Annotated in this window: 13 protein-coding genes and 3 pseudogenes; all 16 read left to right on the forward strand. The window is 55.6% G+C overall.

Going from position 1 to position 18142, the window contains the following annotated elements; translation table 11 throughout:
* Positions 1-8: 8 nt before the first annotated feature.
* The 16 genes and pseudogenes from ACIPZ5_RS19560 (at position 9) to ACIPZ5_RS19635 (ending at position 18078) form a co-directional block, all read left to right on the forward strand.
* On the forward strand, positions 9-593 hold the full coding sequence (locus ACIPZ5_RS19560; RefSeq protein WP_400810186.1) for a hypothetical protein: 585 nt from the start codon (positions 9-11) through the stop codon (positions 591-593).
* A gap of 35 nt (positions 594-628) precedes the next feature.
* On the forward strand, positions 629-1096 hold the full coding sequence (locus ACIPZ5_RS19565) for a DcrB-related protein (RefSeq protein ID WP_400810188.1): 468 nt from the start codon (positions 629-631) through the stop codon (positions 1094-1096).
* Between the two features lie 6 nt (positions 1097-1102).
* Positions 1103-5320 carry an RHS repeat-associated core domain-containing protein gene (locus tag ACIPZ5_RS19570; RefSeq protein WP_400810190.1) on the forward strand — a complete coding sequence of 1406 codons (4218 nt, stop codon included), beginning with the start codon at positions 1103-1105 and terminating at the stop codon, positions 5318-5320.
* Positions 5321-5323: 3 nt separating this feature from the next.
* Entirely contained in the window at positions 5324-5938 is a 615-nt protein-coding gene (locus tag ACIPZ5_RS19575) for a hypothetical protein (RefSeq protein WP_400810192.1), read from the forward strand.
* A 274-nt stretch (positions 5939-6212) separates the two neighbouring features.
* A complete protein-coding gene (locus ACIPZ5_RS19580) occupies positions 6213-6692 on the forward strand; it encodes a hypothetical protein (RefSeq protein WP_400810194.1) in 480 nt (159 codons plus the stop codon).
* Between the two features lie 209 nt (positions 6693-6901).
* Positions 6902-10131 (forward strand): annotated as a pseudogene (locus tag ACIPZ5_RS19585) (RHS repeat-associated core domain-containing protein); the annotation flags it as partial.
* Between the two features lie 6 nt (positions 10132-10137).
* Positions 10138-10734: a hypothetical protein gene (locus ACIPZ5_RS19590; protein WP_400810195.1), complete on the forward strand. Its 597-nt coding sequence runs from the start codon at positions 10138-10140 to the stop codon at positions 10732-10734.
* Between the two features lie 312 nt (positions 10735-11046).
* Positions 11047-11511, forward strand: a complete 465-nt coding sequence (locus ACIPZ5_RS19595; protein ID WP_400810196.1) for a hypothetical protein — start codon at positions 11047-11049, stop codon at positions 11509-11511.
* Positions 11512-11670: 159 nt separating this feature from the next.
* Positions 11671-13528: pseudogene (locus ACIPZ5_RS19600) on the forward strand (RHS repeat-associated core domain-containing protein); the annotation flags it as partial.
* A gap of 393 nt (positions 13529-13921) precedes the next feature.
* The gene (locus ACIPZ5_RS19605; protein ID WP_400810197.1) at positions 13922-14557 is read left to right on the forward strand and encodes a hypothetical protein; all 636 of its coding nucleotides are present in this window, start codon (positions 13922-13924) and stop codon (positions 14555-14557) included.
* Between the two features lie 224 nt (positions 14558-14781).
* On the forward strand, positions 14782-14886 hold the full coding sequence (locus ACIPZ5_RS19610; protein ID WP_400810199.1) for an RHS repeat domain-containing protein: 105 nt from the start codon (positions 14782-14784) through the stop codon (positions 14884-14886).
* Between the two features lie 13 nt (positions 14887-14899).
* Positions 14900-15361 carry an Imm26 family immunity protein gene (locus ACIPZ5_RS19615; RefSeq protein WP_400810201.1) on the forward strand — a complete coding sequence of 154 codons (462 nt, stop codon included), beginning with the start codon at positions 14900-14902 and terminating at the stop codon, positions 15359-15361.
* Between the two features lie 146 nt (positions 15362-15507).
* Positions 15508-15804 (forward strand): annotated as a pseudogene (locus ACIPZ5_RS19620) (hypothetical protein); the annotation flags it as partial.
* Between the two features lie 100 nt (positions 15805-15904).
* A complete protein-coding gene (arfB, locus tag ACIPZ5_RS19625; RefSeq protein WP_400810203.1) occupies positions 15905-16318 on the forward strand; it encodes an alternative ribosome rescue aminoacyl-tRNA hydrolase ArfB in 414 nt (137 codons plus the stop codon).
* Between the two features lie 93 nt (positions 16319-16411).
* Entirely contained in the window at positions 16412-16762 is a 351-nt protein-coding gene (locus ACIPZ5_RS19630; protein WP_400810205.1) for a hypothetical protein, read from the forward strand.
* A 140-nt stretch (positions 16763-16902) separates the two neighbouring features.
* On the forward strand, positions 16903-18078 hold the full coding sequence (locus ACIPZ5_RS19635; RefSeq protein WP_400810207.1) for a M20 aminoacylase family protein: 1176 nt from the start codon (positions 16903-16905) through the stop codon (positions 18076-18078).
* The last annotated feature ends 64 nt before the right edge of the window (positions 18079-18142 follow it).

The following is an 18142-nucleotide window of genomic DNA, read 5'->3' on the forward strand; positions in this document are numbered from 1 at the left end:
CCAGGCTCATGTACAAACCCTCGATCTACGACCGGATCTCCGCCAGGCGCGAAGCGCTGGAGGAGGAGGCGCGCCTGGCCAAACTGGCGGAAGAAGCCAAGGCCGCCGAACCTTTGCCCGAGCCGGAACCGGTACCCGTGGCGCTGCAGGAGGTGGCCAGCAGTTTCACCTTTGGCGGGTTCAACCTGCAGTTTCCGGGCGGCTTTCGTTTTCGCGATATCCAGACCACCCTCGAACACGAAGGTGAGCCAGTCACCTTGCATATTCGCCGCCGTGAGGTGCGTGCCAGGCAGACCCTGGAGCAGCTGTTCGACGCTGCGATCCAGGCCCTGCGTGAAACCAACCCGCAACTGCGGGTAATCCGCCAGCGTGATTGCCATGTGGCGGGCAGTGCGGCCAAGGCGCTGGATTTCCACTTCAATGCCGGCCATGCGCCTCGACATGGCCGACTGGTTGGTGCGCTGGTTCCGGTCGAAGGAAGCGACATGCCACAGTGGCTGGATATCGCCTGCGTGGTGGACCCGAGCAGTCCAGGCCTGAGCCATTGGCTGGCCGAATTTGACCGCATGCTCGATGGCATGGCGCTGCGCTGACACCCCTTATTTTTGCTATCAGGAATTTTCATCGCATGGATTACGAGTTGCAGGAAGGCAGCATCGCGCTGCCGGCAGGTTTCGAGGACCGCACGGTCAACATGTTCGTCCTCGGTACCAGTGTCCCGGCACCCTTGAGCATCACCATCTCGCGTGACACCTTGCTACCCGACGAAGCGCTGCAGGCGTATGTCGACCGCCAGATCAAGATGCTCACCTCCAAGCTGCGTGGATACACCCGCATGGGCAACAAGGCCGTCTCGCTCGGCGCGACGGCACCTGTCGCCGGCATCCAGATCGACGCCTACTACATGAACCAGGGCCGCCCGCTGTACCAGCGCCAGGCCGCGTTCATCATCAGCCCCGGGCGTGCATTGATTTTCTCCACCACCGCGCAAGCCGACTTCAGTGCCCAGCAGAACCAGGACTGGGACAACCTGCTGGCCAGCTTCACCCCGCGCAACCCGGCCATGGCCAACGCCGAGCCCGGCGAACAGGAGTAACCCCTCATGTTCGAAGCGGCCAGGTTCGGCGACGACATATCGCACACCAGCGCGCTAGGGGGCTTCCTGATCGGGGCTGCCTTGGGTATCGCACTGGTGGCCACGGTGGCCATCGCCACCTTCACTTGCGGGTTCGGCGTGGCCTTGCTGGCCGGCCTCGCAGCCGGTATCGGAGGCAGCTTGCTGACCGCCGCCGGAGAGGCGATAGGCAGTATGTTCTCGTCCCCCTCAGGGACGATAACCACTGCCTCACCCAACGTCTTCATCAACAGCCGTAAGGCCGCCCGGGTCGAGAAGAGCATCGGTGCTTGCGACAAGCACCCAGGGCCGGTGCAGATCGCCGAGGGCTCGACCAACGTCTTCATCAACAGCGTTGCCGCTGCGCGCAAGGGCGACAAGCTGACTTGCGGCGCGACCATTTCTGGTGGTTCCGATAACGTCATCGTTGGCGGCGGCACCTATCGCTACCTGCCGGTGGACGACGAGATTCCGCAGTGGCTGCGTACCACCGTGGACGTACTGATGGCCATCGCCGGTGCCGCCGGTGGTATCGCCCAGTTGATCAAGGCCGGCACCCAGGCCGGCATGAAAGCGATCATGCCCTGCGCCCTGAAATTCACTGCAGGCTTCGTTGCAGGGGAGGTGGCAAGCCGCTACGTGGTCGAACCCGTGGCACGCCGAGCCATCGGCGGCCTGGTTGGCAACCCGGTCGACCTCACCACCGGGCGCAAACTGATCCCTGATGAAATCGACTTCAGCCTGCCCGGCCTGATGCCCATCGAATGGTCGCGCTTCTACGCCAGCGACCTCACCGTCGACAGCGTGCTCGGCCGCGGCTGGGTGCTGCCTTGGGAACAAAGCCTGCGCCGCCAGGGCTCATTCATCTACCTCACCGACAACCAGGGCCGCGAAGTTCCATTCGTGACCCTGCAACCGGGCGAACGCATCTACAACCCGCATGAGCAGGTGTACCTGGTCTGCACCGAAGGTGGTCACTACCTGCTGCAGACCCTCGACAACCTGTTCTTCTATTTCGGTGAAGTCCCCGACAGCAACACCGAAGTGCCGCTGCAGCGCATCGAAAACGCCCTCGGCCACTTCCTGCACTTCACCCGCACGCCCGACGGCACCCTGACCGACATCAGCGCCACCGGCGGCACCCGCATCCACCTGCACTACGACAACCCCCTGGGCCGCCTGACCGACATCAAGCGCGTGGTCGACAACCAGGCCGTCGAAACCCTCACCCAGTACCGCTACGACGAACACGGCCAGCTGAGCGCGGTGATCAACCGCAACGGCGACACCGTGCGCAACTTCAGCTACGCCGAAGGCCTGATGGTCACCCACAGCAACGCCCTGGGCCTGGGCTGCCACTACCGTTGGGAAACCCTGGGCGGCCAACCACGCGTGGTCGAGCACTGGACCAGCGATGGCGAGCACTACCATTTCCGCTACGACCTCGATGCCCGCACCAGCTGGGCCACCGATGTGCTCGGCCGCGAGCTGGAAGTGCAGTACAACGCCGACCACCGTGTCATCGCCAGCCGTGACTACGGTGGCGAGCGTTACGCCATCGAGCTGGACGAGCAGGGCAACATGGTCGGCCTCGACCTGCCGGACGGCAACCGGCTCGCCTTCCAGTACGACGAATTCGCCCGCCTGCTGGAAGAAACTGATCCGCTGGGCCGCAAGACCACCTACGAATATCACCACCTGACCACGCTGGTGACCCAGGTCAGCTATCCGGATGGCAGCACCTGGCGAGCGCGCTACGACGACAAGGGCAACCTGCTCGCCGAATTCGATGCCCTCGGCCAGATGACCGAGTACCTCAACAGCGACGATGGCCTGCCGCACACCATCATCGATGCCACCTACAAGTCCAAGTACCTGTGGTGGAACACCCTGGCCCAGGTCGAGCGCTATCAGGATTGCTCGGGCAAGAGCACTTACTACCGCTACGACGAGCGTCAGCACCTGGTAGCGGTGACGGATGCGCTGAACCAGACCACCACCCTGGAGCGCAAGCCGGACGGTGAGGTGCTGCGCATCATTCATCCGGACGGCACGAAGGAAACCTTCAGCTACAACGTCTACGGCCAGGTGCTCAGCCATACCGACGGCAAGGGCCAGACCACCCGCCTGATGCGCACCGCCCGTGGCCTGCCCAGCAGCCGCGAGGATGCCAAAGGCCAGCGGGTGCGTTACGAGTACGACAAGGCCATCCGCCTGACCGCGCTGGTCAACGAGAACAACGCGACCTACAGCTTTGCCTATGACGCCTCGGACCGACTGAGTGAAGAAGTGCGGGTGGACAACCTGACCCGGCGCTTCAGCTACAACGTCGGTGGCCATCTGACCCGACTGGATGAAATCGGCTACGGCGAAAATGCCGAGCGGCCCGAGCGTCACACGCTGTTCGAGCGCGACAGCATTGGCCGCTTGATCGCCAAGCTGAACCGCGATTCACAGCAGCAGTTCACCTACGACGAAGGCGACCGGCTGCTGAGCATCGAGCGGCACCCGAGTGGCCTCGGCAAACAGCTGGGGGTGACCGAGGAAAAGCTGGCGTACACCTACGATGCGCTGGGGCGGCTGACACAAGAAATCACGCCCGAAGGCACGCTGGGCTACGAGTACGACCCGCTCAGTAACCTGACCACCCTGACTCTGCCGGATGGCCGCAAGGTCAACCACCTGTACTACGGTAGCGGCCACCTGCACCAGCTGAACCTGGATGGCCAAGTCATCAGCGACATGGAGCGCGACGACCTGCACCGCGAGGTGTACCGGACCCAGGGCAAGCTCACCAGTTGCTTTGGCTATGACGCCATGGGCCGCAAGGCTTGGCAATACGCCTCGATGCTGCCCGCCGACAAGCTGTCGCAGGTGCACAACACCGGCATCAATACCTCGCTGCTGGTGGAGCATGCCTACAACCCGATTCATCGCCGTTACCAGTACGACCCGGCCGGAGAGCTGGTGCGCACGCTCGACAAGCTGCGAGGCGAGATCAAGTACGAGTACGAAGCCAACGGGCAGTTACGCAGCCGCGATACCGGCTCGCTGGTGGGCAGTGAAGAGTTCCGCTACGACGCCGCCGCGAACCGTCTGGACTTCAATGCGCGGCAGTTCGACAAGGTCAAGGACAACCGGATCAAGCAGTGGCGCGATCAGGAGTACCGCTACGACCCGTGGGGCAACCTGATCGAGAAGCGCTCGGGGCACAGCAAGCTGCAATACTTTGCCTATGACTGCGAGAACCGGCTGGTTAAAGCTGAAACGTATGTCGGTGGCAGGCTGGAGAGCACCGGGCAGTACCGGTATGACAGCCTGGGACGGCGGGTGGCCAAGCAGGCGGAGATCAACGGCGAAGTCAAGCAGAAGCGATTCTTCTGGCAAGGGCTGAGGATGTTGCGCGAGGAGACGCCAGGACAAAGCATCTTGTACCTGTACGAGCCGGGTAGCTATGCGCCGTTGGCGCGGGTCGATCAGACAGAGGGTGAAGAGCAGAAACTTTACTACTTCCATACGGACCAGATTGGTACGCCGCTGGAGCTGACGGACAGTGATGGCAAGATCGTCTGGCAGGCGACGTATCGCTCGTGGGGTTCCGTAGAGGAGTTGGCCGTTAATGAGGTCGAGCAGAATTTGAGGCTTCAGGGGCAGTATCTCGATTTTGAAATTGGGCTGCATTATAATTTATTTAGATATTATGATCCTGAGGTGGGAAGGTTCGTTACTCAGGATCCGATAGGTCTTCAAGGTGGCTACAATCTTTATGATTATGCCCCAAACTCTGTTAGCTGGATTGATCCTTTTGGTTTATGCAAGAGCGCTGCAAGTGGTGACAAAGGTCGCTCCAAAGCCATGCATGATTTGGAGCGGAACGGATTCAAAATCGTCGCCGAAGAAGTCACAATGAAAGTCAATGGAAGTAGAGTTAGAGCGGACTTTGTTGCAAGAGATGCTCAGGGGAACTTGCACGTGTTCGAAGTTAAGCATGGTTCTGGGGCGCTTACGAAAAATCAAAAAGCGTCTGGTGTTTTCGATATGAGTAATCCTGCGAACACAACTCAGCACCTAGGGGGAGGCGTTATTACGCCATCCAGTGGTACTGCGGCCAAGCTGAAGGTTGATACTAAAAGTGCGCGCGGCAAGCTGCTTGGGGGCAAAGGAGCTGTGCATGAAGCTATATTCAATGTTCTTAAATATCGGTGATTTATGAGCTCTGAAAATCGATTGCATTTTGAGGCTGAACTGTTGAAAGAATTGAAAGCTGTTGCCTCAAATTTTGAGGGTGTGTCGGCCTCTAAGAATAAGCTGAAATTTAAATATAATAAAAAATATGTGGCTGAGATTTTTCTGGATCACCTAGCTCGTATAGATTCTTACGTGCTTTGCGGGATGGTATATGGTGGTGAGATATATGAATGCTCATTGAGTTATGCGCCGCCTTATAAAAGCAATCTGTTTAACGAGGGGTGCTTTTCATTCATCTCTTCGGGTGAGCAGAATAAGCGGTTCAGTGGTGACCTTGGTGGGGCGATAAAAACTCCATCGCCTACAACTGCTCGGGGCGTCTGTACACATATTCGGACTGTGTTGGAAGAGTTCTATGTTCCGAAAATTCTTGCCTGTATTAAGCCGGCGGGGCGGACAATTAGTGATGTTGTATCTACGCCTGATCAGTATGCCTACCCTGCCGTATTCATACATTGCGCTGCGAAAATAGGCGGAGCGGGTGAGACTAAAGGCCAAATTGAAGAGGCCTTGAAGTCAAAGAAAATCGTCAAGGACAAATCTTACGATGCTCCATTGCTTATGGAGGTTTTGTGAGGTTTTTGCGGCTTTCTTTGTGTTAAGTGGTTGCGGTTGATGAAATTTTACTTTTTATTCTAGAGTGTTGATTTTACGCCACTTGTCGGCAGCATTGCCCTCGCACTAGCTGCTACTACGAAAAGTATGTTTTCGGCGTGTATGCCGGCGCTTGGTTTTTTAGGTTGTATGCGTTGGTTTTTGACCCTGCGGCAAAGGGGAAAGGAGAGCTTTGGTATGTTCAGCTTAAGCATGTAGGTTTGGATCGCATTGGGCTAATTAAAGGAGTTGATGGATGGTTGACGATGGCGGTTTGTTGGCGGAGCGTATAGTTGGATCGCCTGTTTATAAGAAATTGCTCTCGAATCTCATTGGTGTTTTACATATTGAGGTTGAGTCGGAATACGCGGAGGTATTTGCTCGGCTTGACTCTGCTAAGATTGCAAAAGCAAACATCGATATTAAAGAGTTAATGTTAGTGTTAACTGATAGCGTCGATCAGATACGGGAATATTCTATTTCTAAATTCCGGGCATTATCCGCTGAAGAAGAGGATGAGGAGGAATACCCCGCTGGAGCAGAACCTTCCGAGGACGAAAAAAGCAAGACCCTTTCAGTTGGAAAGTACTCGCAAGGGTTTCTGTTGACAAATCTCATTGAGTATGTATTGGCGAGGTCTAGTCGCGAGCAACTACTAGAATATCTTAAGCTTTCGAGAATCCCTCAAGCGAAAAAATATGCTGACCAGCTGTTTAAGTTGGCAAAATTCGTGTGATGTAGATTATTTAACTGGCACTTATTGCTCGGAGTGCTTCATAGTTGTTTTTTTTGGTGCGAGTTGGTGGCTCTCTAAAAATTTACTAGCTTGGATTTCGGGGTTAAACCCCCGAAATACCTATTCTGCAAGTCGTCTGGATTTCTATGTGGTCGATGTACTTGTGTGGCATAGCTAATTTGGAGTAATGCGCACCTCGCATGGCAGGTGAGTCTGGAGGAGATCTGTTGCAGATCCTAGAAAAACTATTTTCTAATTTGGTGAAGTGCCAAGCAGCAACATTGAGGTGCATCGATATCGCCTCGGCCACTTCCTGCACTTCACCCGCACGCCCGGCGGCACCCTGACCGACATCAGCGCCACCGGCGGCACCCGCATCCACCTGCACTACGACAACCCCCTGGGCCGCCTGACCGACATCAAGCGTGTGGTCGACAACCAGGCCGTCGAAACCCTCACCCAGTACCGCTACGACGAACACGGCCAGCTGAGCGCGGTGATCAACCGCAACGGCGACACCGTGCGCAACTTCAGCTACGCCGAAGGCCTGATGGTCACCCACAGCAACGCCCTGGGCCTGGGCTGCCACTACCGTTGGGAAACCCTCGGCGATAAACCACGCGTGGTCGAGCACTGGACCAGCGATGGCGAGCACTACCATTTCCGCTACGACCTCGACGCCCGCACCAGCTGGGCCACCGACGTGCTCGGCCGCGAGCTGGAAGTGCAGTACAACGCCGACCATCGTGTCATCGCCAGCCGTGACTACGGTGGCGAGCGTTACGCTATCGAGCTGGACGAGCAGGGCAACATGGTCGGCCTGGACCTGCCGGACGGCAACCGGCTCGCCTTCCAGTACGACGAATTCGCCCGCCTGCTGGAAGAAACCGACCCGCTGGGCCGCAAGACCACCTACGAATATCACCACCTGACCACGCTGGTGACCCAGGTCAGCTATCCGGATGGCAGCACCTGGCGAGCGCGCTACGACGACAAGGGCAACCTGCTCGCCGAATTCGATGCCCTCGGCCAGATGACCGAGTACCTCAACAGCGACGACGGCCTGCCGCACACCATCATCGATGCCACCTACAAGTCCAAGTACCTGTGGTGGAACACCCTGGCCCAGGTCGAGCGTTATCAGGATTGCTCGGGCAAGAGCACCTACTACCGCTACGACGAGCGTCAGCACCTGGTAGCGGTGACCGATGCGCTGAACCAGACCACCACCCTGGAGCGCAAGCCGGACGGTGAGGTGCTGCGCATCATTCATCCGGACGGCACGAAGGAAACCTTCAGCTACAACGTCTACGGCCAGGTGCTCAGCCATACCGATGGCAAGGGCCAGACCACTCGCCTGATGCGCACCGCACGTGGCCTGCCCAGCAGCCGCGAGGATGCCAAGGGCCAGCGGGTGCGTTACGAGTACGACAAGGCCATCCGCCTGACCGCGCTGGTCAACGAGAACAATGCGACCTACAGCTTTGCCTACGACGCCTCAGACCGACTGAGCGAAGAAGTACGGGTGGACAACCTGACCCGGCGCTTCAGCTACAACGTCGGTGGCCATCTGACCCGACTGGATGAAATCGGCTACGGCGAAAATGCCGAGCGGCCCGAGCGTCACACGCTGTTCGAGCGCGACAGCATTGGCCGCTTGATCGCCAAGCTGAACCACGATTCACAGCAGCTGTTCACCTACGACGACGGCGACCGGCTGCTGAGCATCGAGCGGCATCCGAGCGGGCTCGGTAAGCAGCTTGGGGTGACCGAGGAAAAGCTGACGTACACCTACGATGTGCTGGGGCGGCTGACGCAAGAAATTACGTTGGAAGGTGCAGTTACCTATGACTATGACCCGCTCAGCAACCTGACCACCCTGACTGTGCCGGATGGGCGCAAGCTCAACTATTTGTATTACGGTAGTGGGCACCTTCACCAGCTGAACCTGGACGGCCAGGTCATCAGCGATATGGAGCGCGACGACCTGCACCGCGAGGTGTACCGCACCCAAGGCAAACTCACCAGTTGTTTCGGTTACGACGCCATGGGGCGCAAGGCCTGGCAGTTTGCTTCGACCTTGCCCGCCGACAAGCTGTCGCAGGTGCACAATACCGGCATCAATACTTCACTGCTGGTGGAGCATGCCTACAATCCGATTCACCGCCGCTACCAGTACGACCCGGCCGGAGAGCTGGTGCGCACACTCGACAAGCTGCGTGGCGAGATCAAGTACGAGTACGAAGCCAACGGGCAGTTACGCAGCCGCGATACCGGCTCGCTGGTGGGCAGCGAAGAGTTCCGCTACGACGCCGCCGCGAACCGTCTGGACTTCAGCGCTCGGCAGTTCGACAAGGTCAAGGACAACCGGATCAAGCAGTGGCGCGATCAGGAGTATCGCTACGACCCTTGGGGCAACCTGATCGAGAAGCGCTCGGGGCACAGCAAGCTGCAGTACTTTGCCTATGACTGCGAGAACCGGCTGGTTAAAGCTGAATCGTATGTCGGTGGCAGGCTGGAGAGCACCGGGCAGTACCGGTATGACAGCCTGGGACGGCGGGTGGCCAAGCAGGCGGAAATCAACGGCGAAGTCGAGCACAAGCGCTTCCTCTGGCAGGGTTTGAGGATGCTGCGCGAAGAGACGCCAGGGCAAAGCATCTTGTACCTGTACGAGCCGGGAAGCTATGCGCCGTTGGCGCGGGTCGATCAGACAGAGGGTGAAGAGCAGAAACTTTACTACTTCCATACGGACCAGATTGGTACGCCGCTGGAGCTGACGGACAGTGATGGCAAGATCGTCTGGCAGGCGACGTATCGCTCGTGGGGTTCCGTAGAGGAGCTGGCCGTTAGTGAAGTCGAACAGAACCTACGCTTTCAAGGTCAGTACTTCGATGGCGAAACTGGGCTGCACTACAATACGTTCCGTTTCTACGATGCTGAGGTAGGAAGGTTTCAGTCGCAGGATCCCATAGGGCTTGCAGGTGGGATTAATATCTATTTATACGCTGCAAATCCTGCTCAGGAAATCGACCCGCTGGGATGGTGTTCGACTAAGCTAGGCCAAAACATGGGGCATAGAACAGGTGATGGGATGGCTAATCACCATCTCATACCTGAGCAATTGATGAATAAGCCTATATTTGGATCTATGTTTAAGCGTTTGAAGGGTTTGGGTTTTGATGGTGGTGGCGCATCAAACGGAATTTTCTTGCCGGACAAGAAAAACGTTCAGTATATAGATCTGCCTGGGCATTGGACAAGTCATGACTCGTATACGACGGCAGTAGGTCAAAAGCTACTTGAGCTAAACAAAGTGGCTCCTCAATTGAGCGATGCGCAACTAATTTTAGGTATAAAGAATAATATTCAGGATTGGGCAAGATCAGGGCTTCAGAATGGCCTATTTAAAGTTGATCCTGTTTCGGGTGGATTGTTGTGAGGTGTTATGAAAGAATTTTATGTAATTAATGCTGCTGAGGTTCATGGTGTTCCGCTTTTTTTTGATGTTGAGTGGGCGCCTCAATTGCCAGAATTTAATCAGGTTTTAGAAAATCCTAACAGTGATATTTTTGGTAGTTCATACCACGCCAAAATCGATCTGGATGAATTTTATGGAGATGCGTTTTTTGAACAGTATATCGTGTCTTCGGATTTCGTGAGTCTTTGCGAGTTATATAGCTGCAAGTATTTTAGTGTGCCCTTGACGGTTGAGTTGCGGAAAGGAGTTGGGGCTAGTAAGGCTTATAATCTATTTATTGTCCAGGGTAGACGTTCAATACTAGACTTGGATAAATCCAAGTTTATTCTCATGGATGAGGGACTCTTAAGGCCTGTGGGAGAGCGCCAAGGTATGTCTGCGGCCTATGACCGGATCGAAAAGTTTGTTATAAGGGGCGGTGTTGATGAGGATCTTTTTTATTGTGAAGAGCTAAAGCAAATTGTCTGCTCTTCAGAATTCAGGCGCGGTTACTTGGATAGAAATCTTATCGGGCTAGAATTCAAGAAAATTGATGGCGATTTTATTTATGCTCCTTGGGGGTGATCCTTGGTTGAGTTGCATTTTGTATTTGCGCCTTGTAATGCTTGGCTAAAAACCACCTTAATAGCATAAGGTTCTTTATTGGTCCGATTTGAGACGGCTATCTCCTTGCCACAGTCGTCTCACTACCACCTGATCGAACTGGCCAACCGGAAGAGCGCTTCTATCTGCGCCCGCTGTTCAACGTAAATCGTTTATCCGAAGGCAACCTGATCGCCGAGCATGATCCGCTAGGTCTGAGGGCCTAGTATCCCAACATTGACAATGGTTTCAGGTATGCAGTGATTTGGTTGGGCTTATTAAGGGGCTTCAAATATGGTAGTTGCTGAAGATGTTCGTGCCTGGATCAACAGTAATGTATATGTTGACTTGCTGAGGCTTGTAGTCGAGCAGCTAAAGTTGTCAGTTAATTTTGATCCTGTTCCTGATGTAGTTCTTCAGCTTGATGCTAATAAGTTAAATCTGGCAAAACTGGAGCCGGCTGCACTGGTTGCTGTTGCAGAGAATTCTGGTCTGGCTTTTCGTTATATTGCCAGGAAGCTTAAATTGCTTAGTGAGTTGCCTGATGAACAAGAAGGAAAAAACTCGGAAGATGAAGATGATGTAGTCATGGAAACGCATGCATTTTATCAGGGTTTCCTAAATATATATTTAATTGAGCTGTATTTCTTAAGCTTCGATTCGGATGCGTTGGAGGGCTACTTGAAGTCAATTCGAATCCCTGGGGTTAAGAAATACGCGGCACAGTTGAAAGGAATATATAAGGCAATATCTGTGTGATGTGTCACGCTCTGGGGCGACATGCTGAAGGGCTGTGTTTGCGGTAACTCAAAGTTTTTTAGTGTCATTTTTAATGATGAGGAGTAGCTTCAATTATTTCTAGGCGGCCCCCGATCTTTAAAAACTGAGCCTTTAAGGGTGGTCATCTACAATTGTGACCACCTCGTCGCAGTGACCGACGCGCTGAACCAGACCACTACGCTGGAGCGCGAACCTGACGGTGAAGTGCTGCGCATCAATCACCCGGACGGCACGGCGGAAACCTTCACCTACAACACCCTCGGCCAGGTGCTGACGCACACCGATGGCAAAGGCCAGACCACGCGCCTGCAGCGTACCTCGCGCGGCCTGCCGAGAAGCCGCCAGGACGCCAAGGGCGAATGGATTCGCTACGAGTACGACAAGGCGCTGCGCCTGACCGCGCTGGTCAATGAGAAGAGCGCGGCCTACCGCTTTGCCTATGACGCGTCGGACCGACTGAGCGAAGAAGTGCGGGTGGACAACCTGACCCGGCGCTTCAGCTACGACACGGGTGGCAATCTGATTCGCCTGGACGAAATCGGCTACGGCGAAAACGGTGAGCGCCCGGAGCGCCACACGCTGTTCGAACGTGATGCCATTGGCCGGCTGATGGCCAAGGTCAACGATGATGCCCGGCAAGCTTTCGCGTACGACGATGGCGACCGGCTGCTGAGCATCGAGCGGCAGCCGACCAGTGCCGGCAAAAAGCTGGGAATCACTGAGGAAAAGCTGGGCTACAGCTACGACCTGCTGGGGCGACTGACGCAGGAACTGAGCCCGAGTGGTGCGCTGGACTACGAGTACGACCGGCTCAGCAACCTGACCACCTTGACCCTACCGGATGGCCGTAAGCTCAATCACCTGTACTACGGCAGTGGGCACTTGCACCAGCTGAACCTGGACGGCCAGGTGATCAGCGACATGGAGCGCGACGACCTGCACCGTGAGGTCTACCGGACCCAGGGCAAGCTCACCAGTTGCTTTGGCTACGACGCCATGGGGCGCAAGGCTTGGCAATACGCTTCGATGCTGCCAGCCGACAAGCTGTCGCAGGTGCACAACACCGGCATCAATACCTCGCTGCTGGTGGAGCATGCCTATAACCCGATCCACCGTCGCTACCAGTATGACCCGGCGGGTGAGCTGGTGCGCACCCTCGACAAGCTGCGGGGCGAGGTCAAGTACGAGTACGAAGCCAACGGGCAGTTGCGCAGCCGCGATACTGGCTCGCTGGTGGGCAGTGAAGAGTTCCGCTACGACGCAGCCGCGAACCGTCTGGACTTCAATGCGCGGCAGTTCGACAAGGTCAAGGACAACCGGATCAAGCAGTGGCGCGATCAGGAGTATCGCTACGACCCGTGGGGCAACCTGATCGAGAAGCGCTCGGGGCACAGCAAGCTGCAGTACTTTGCCTATGACTGCGAGAACCGGCTGGTTAAAGCTGAAACGTATGTCGGTGGCAGGCTGGAGAGTATCGGGCAATACCGGTATGACAGCCTGGGACGGCGGGTGGCCAAGCAGGCGGAGATCAACGGCGAAGTCGAGCACAAGCGATTCCTCTGGCAAGGCTTGAGGATGCTGCGCGAGGAAACGCCAGGGCAAAGCATCTTGTACCTGTATGAGCCGGTTAGCTATGCACCATTGGCGCGGGTTGATCAGGCAGAAGGGGAAGAGCAGAAGCTTTACTACTTCCCCACGGATCAGATTGGCACGCCGCTGGAGCTGACCGATAGCGATGGCAAGATCGTCTGGCAGGCGACGTATCGCTCGTGGGGTTCGGTAGAGCAGCTGGCCGTTAACGAAATCGAGCAGAATCTGCGGTTTAAAGGGCAGTATCTCGATAACGAAACGGGACTGCACTACAACACGTTCAGATTCTATGATTCCGAGAATGGGCGTTTCATTACCCAAGACCCCATAGGGTTGAGTGGTGGCATTAATGTTTATTCGTATGCTACAAGTCCAATTCAAGAAATTGACCCGCTAGGATGGTGCTCGACAAAGCTGGGCAACAATATGGGGGCCAGGAAGGGTGATGGCATGGCGAATCATCACCTCATCCCTGAAGAAATCATGAAGAAGCCACGTTATGCAAAAATGTTTAACAAGCTTCGATCGATGGGCTTTAGCGATGACGGCGCATCCAATGGAATATTCTTGCCTGGTAGTAAAAACTGACGGAGAAAATTGACCTCCCAGGGCACTGGTCGAATCATGCTAAATATACAAAAGTAGTGAAGACTAAAGTCTCGGCGCTGAATGATGCATTTAGGGCTGGCAAAGTCTCTGATACTCAGTTGGTGCTGGGTATTGGGAAGATTCAGAATTTTGCAAGAGAAAATCTCATGAATAATAATTTTGTAGCTGATGCTGTCACTGGGAGGCTTTTGTGAGTAATTCCAAATATTACGCTATGCGATACTGTTCGCAGGATAGTGGTTGTCCTATTGTATTGTCTGGCTTTTTCAATTGTGATGAGTTTGAGTGGGATTCTTTCGAGCTCAATCCGATGGCGTTAAACATAGAGAACAGATATTCTTTAGAGCTGTCTGGTTTGGAAATGACGCTTGATGATCTGGATTTTGACTATTACCAGTTGGGTGAGACTTTTGTCTCCAAAAAGTTTTTGGGTGTCTGCGATAAGCTGGGAGCAAAGTATAAGGCTATTCCATTGGAGATTTCCTTTAAGGGGGATTCTCGGAAAGATGAGTTTTTCATATTTCTTCCTGGTGAAAGCCTGGCGGCACTAGATAAAGCCAAATCGGTATTTGAAACATCTAAAGACATGGAGAGTGGCGTCGAAGTTCAAAGTCCGATCTATCCAGGTTCCGTGAGTATTGATAATATTAAAAAATTTGTTATCTCTCCGGGGCTCGAGGCGGATATTTTTAGATGTCAGGAAACTTTAGAATTATTCTGCAGTGAGAGGTTTAAGTCTGCTGCAGGCGATTTGAAGGGTCTTGCATTTGAGGGTATTGATGAACATTATAAATACGACGCATGGGCAGAATTAAATGATATTTGATTGTATTTGAGGTGCTTGTAAATTCAGTGTGAGTTGCGGTTTTCAGATAGTTAGGAAGGCTCTTTAAAAGTGTGAAGCAACGTTGGTGCTATCTAAGTGCAGCTAGCACCATTGTCCTACTAGGCCTCACTGGAAAATTAGTGCAACGAGCACAGCTCCGTCGCATCCAGTCGTGGAGCTTGGCAGTTTAAGTCATCCCATAGATATAGGCGAACACGGCAACATTGGTCGGCCTGAGCCTGCCAGACGGCAACCGGCTCGCGTTCAAGTACGACCAGTTCGCCCGCCTGCTCGAAGAGACCGATTCAATAAGAAAACTACTGCATTGAAAGGGGTTTGTGGATGAATTCATTCAAGATTTATGGTTGGGATAAAAAAGCTAAAACGAGTTTGAGAAATATCAAGGTTGGAGATGTTTTTTGCTTTGCATTGGGTGAGCAAAAGTATGGTGTTGGGCGTATCATGACCCGGAATAGTCTTGGTCATGTGGCCGAAATATTTAATCAAGTTCTTAATTCGCCTATGGTGAGCTCAATATCTTTTGATCGATTAGGTGATCCTATTATTTTGGATCCGTATTCTCTCTTTGATCGTAAGGCTGAAGGTGATTGGAGGGTGGTTGCTCACCAAGAAAATTATAGTCCTTCAGCTGAAGAGCCTGTAAGGTTTGTATATGGTGTTGCGGATAACGTAAAGCTTGTTGATATTTTTGATAATGAAACTTCTTGCTCGGGGGAGGGGCGTGATTATCCTTTGTATTCGCCAATGGGAGATGAGGAAGTGAGAGAGCACTTTAAGCTCTAATGGGCTTGTAGAGTTATATTGGGATGTGCTCTTTAAAAAAGTGTGGTTTCTTCTGGCTCTGCTGCGTATAAAGCAGAGCCATTGAAGGCATCAGTTACACAAGCTGTTTCAATTGAAGGTCGTATTCTCCACTGAGACTCTGGCGCGAAGTCCCGCTGCAGCGCATCGAAAACGTCTTCGGGGATTTTCTGCACTTCAATCTCACGCCCGACGGCACCCTGACCGACATCAGCGCCACCGGCGGCACCCGCATCCACCTGCACTACGACAACCCACTGGGTCGCCTGACCGACATCAAGCGCGTGGTCGACAACCAGGCCGTCGAAACCCTCACCCAGTACCGCTACGACGAACACGGCCAGCTGAGCGCGGTGATCAACCGTAACGGCGACACCGTGCGCAGTTTCAGCTACGCCGACGGCCTGAGCTTGCCGGACGACAACGTAGGGCGTCTCGATCAGGACAGATGAGGCCAAACGCGTTTTGTTCTGTGAGCAAGCAGCCAAGGCTGTGATAATGGAGGGCAATCACAAGGGCCATGCCATGCTGACCATCTCTAACACCGTGCATCTGCCCGATGCCGACATCGAACTGACCTACATCCGCGCGCAAGGCGCCGGTGGGCAGAACGTCAACAAGGTGTCCAGCGCCGTGCACCTGCGCTTCGACATTCCCGCCTCGTCGTTGCCCGCGTTTTACAAGGAGCGGCTGCTGGAACTGCGTGACAGTCGCATCACCGGCGACGGCGTGCTGATCATCAAGGCCCAGCAGTACCGCACCCAGGAGCAGAACCGCACTGACGCACTGGCGCGTCTTGCCGAGTTGATCATCGCTGCCGGCAAGACCGAGAAAAAACGCCGCCCCACCAAGCCGACCCTCGGCTCGAAGACTCGCCGCCTCGAAGGAAAAGCCAGGCGCAGCTCGGTAAAGGCGGGGCGGGGCAAGGTGGAGTTCTAGGACTCTGTGAAATCCCGAAAAACCAACCGTCGCTTTCCCGGTTGATCGGAGCGCATGGAGGCACCGGTACAGTGAATTCAAACGGAGTTTCAAATGCCCTCAAGGACGACCAAGCGCAAGAAAAAACCACCGCCCCCCGGCGGTGAGGTACACGATTACCTGGTAGAAATGGATTTCTGGGTCAAGTGCGCCTACCTGTTCACACCGGCCTTCCTGGCGCTTTTTGTCGGCCTCGATGCTGTGGGAATAGCCCTCTTCATCTACCCCGTGATCAGCATCGTCTACTTCATCATCCGCCACCGTTACTTGAAAAGCGTACCACCTGAAAAGCTGGTCCATGTGGTGCCCTGGAGTCATATCTACGAGGGGCGGAGCATATCCATGATCATCCTGAACCTCTGGGTACTGGCGGGTGGATACGCAATCTACAATCACTTTTTCTAAGTGGTTCCACTGCGTGGAACCACATTCGTTTGTACTCCCTCGCCACTCGCGCTTATCTGTCGCCAAGCACGACCTGCCTTACCCGTCGTGATCTCAAGCGAACAACAAGAACGGGACCCACCCGCGCGAGGAGATTCCCCATGCAGCAACACCAGCACATCCTGGCCTGGCTCAACGACGTGGCCAGCGACCTGCACGCCATCCGCCACGATATCCACGCTCACCCTGAACTCGGTTTCGAAGAAAGCCGCACCTCGGCCCTGGTCGCCACGCTGCTGCAGCAGTGGGGCTACGAGGTGCACACCGGTATCGGCAAGACCGGTGTGGTCGGTGTACTGCGCAATGGCAGCAGCCCGCGCAAGCTGGGCCTGCGTGCCGACATGGACGCGCTGCCGATCCATGAGGCCACCGGTGCTGCCTACAGCAGCCGACACCAGGGCTGCATGCATGCCTGCGGCCACGATGGCCACACCACCATGCTGTTGGGCGCGGCGCGCTACCTGGCGGCGACGCGCCAGTTCGATGGCACGCTGACGCTGATCTTCCAGCCGGCCGAGGAGGGCCAGGGCGGTGCCGAGGCGATGCTGGCCGATGGGCTGCTGGAGCGCTTCCCCTGTGATGCGCTGTTCGGCATGCACAACATGCCGGGGCTGCCGGCCGGGCATCTGGGTTTTCGCGAGGGGCCGATGATGGCCTCGCAGGACCTGCTGACGGTCACCCTCGAGGGCGTCGGCGGGCATGGTTCGATGCCGCACCTGACGGTCGACCCGCTGGTGGCAGCGGCCAGTGTGGTGATGGCGCTGCAGACGGTGGTGGCGCGCAACATCGATGCCCAGGAAGCGGCGGTGGTCACGGTCGGCGCGCTGCAGGCGGGCGAGGCGGCCAACGTGATTCCGCAGCAAGCGCTGCTGCGCCTGAGCCTGCGCGCGCTGGATGCCCAGGTGCGGGCACAGACCCTGGAGCGAGTGCGGGCGATCATCGTCAGCCAGGCCGAAAGCTTTGGCTGCACAGCCCGTATCGAGCACCGCCCGGCGTACCCGGTGCTGGTCAACCATGCCAAGGAAAACGCCTTTGCCCAGCAGGTGGGTGAGGCGTTGCTGGGCGCCGACAAGGTCGATGGCAACACCCGTAAGCTGATGGGCAGCGAGGACTTTGCCTGGATGCTGCAGCGCTGCCCGGGCGCCTACCTGTTCATCGGCAACGGCGTGCAGCGGCCGATGGTGCACAACCCGGCCTACGACTTCAACGACGACATCCTGCTGACCGGCGCCGCCTACTGGTGCGCGCTGACCGAGAGCTGGCTCAAGCCTGCCTGACTGCCCTGTATTGACGACTGCCGCTGGAGCCCGGGCGCGGCTGCGCCTGGTGATCACTTGAACA

It is taken from the genome of Pseudomonas sp. NPDC089428, assembly GCF_044749325.1.
Classification (GTDB): Bacteria; Pseudomonadota; Gammaproteobacteria; order Pseudomonadales; family Pseudomonadaceae; genus Aquipseudomonas.

Bases quoted from the DNA above. Each gene is read 5' to 3' on its own strand.
- ACIPZ5_RS19560 (WP_400810186.1), top strand. From the start codon at position 9: ATGTACAAACCCTCGATCTACGACCGGATCTCCGCCAGGCGCGAAGCG.
- ACIPZ5_RS19565 (WP_400810188.1), top strand. From the start codon at position 629: ATGGATTACGAGTTGCAGGAAGGCAGCATCGCGCTGCCGGCAGGTTTC.
- ACIPZ5_RS19570 (WP_400810190.1), top strand. From the start codon at position 1,103: ATGTTCGAAGCGGCCAGGTTCGGCGACGACATATCGCACACCAGCGCG.
- ACIPZ5_RS19575 (WP_400810192.1), top strand. From the start codon at position 5,324: ATGAGCTCTGAAAATCGATTGCATTTTGAGGCTGAACTGTTGAAAGAA.
- ACIPZ5_RS19580 (WP_400810194.1), top strand. From the start codon at position 6,213: ATGGTTGACGATGGCGGTTTGTTGGCGGAGCGTATAGTTGGATCGCCT.
- ACIPZ5_RS19590 (WP_400810195.1), top strand. From the start codon at position 10,138: ATGAAAGAATTTTATGTAATTAATGCTGCTGAGGTTCATGGTGTTCCG.
- ACIPZ5_RS19595 (WP_400810196.1), top strand. From the start codon at position 11,047: ATGGTAGTTGCTGAAGATGTTCGTGCCTGGATCAACAGTAATGTATAT.
- ACIPZ5_RS19615 (WP_400810201.1), top strand. From the start codon at position 14,900: ATGAATTCATTCAAGATTTATGGTTGGGATAAAAAAGCTAAAACGAGT.
- arfB (WP_400810203.1), top strand. From the start codon at position 15,905: ATGCTGACCATCTCTAACACCGTGCATCTGCCCGATGCCGACATCGAA.
- ACIPZ5_RS19630 (WP_400810205.1), top strand. From the start codon at position 16,412: ATGCCCTCAAGGACGACCAAGCGCAAGAAAAAACCACCGCCCCCCGGC.
- ACIPZ5_RS19635 (WP_400810207.1), top strand. From the start codon at position 16,903: ATGCAGCAACACCAGCACATCCTGGCCTGGCTCAACGACGTGGCCAGC.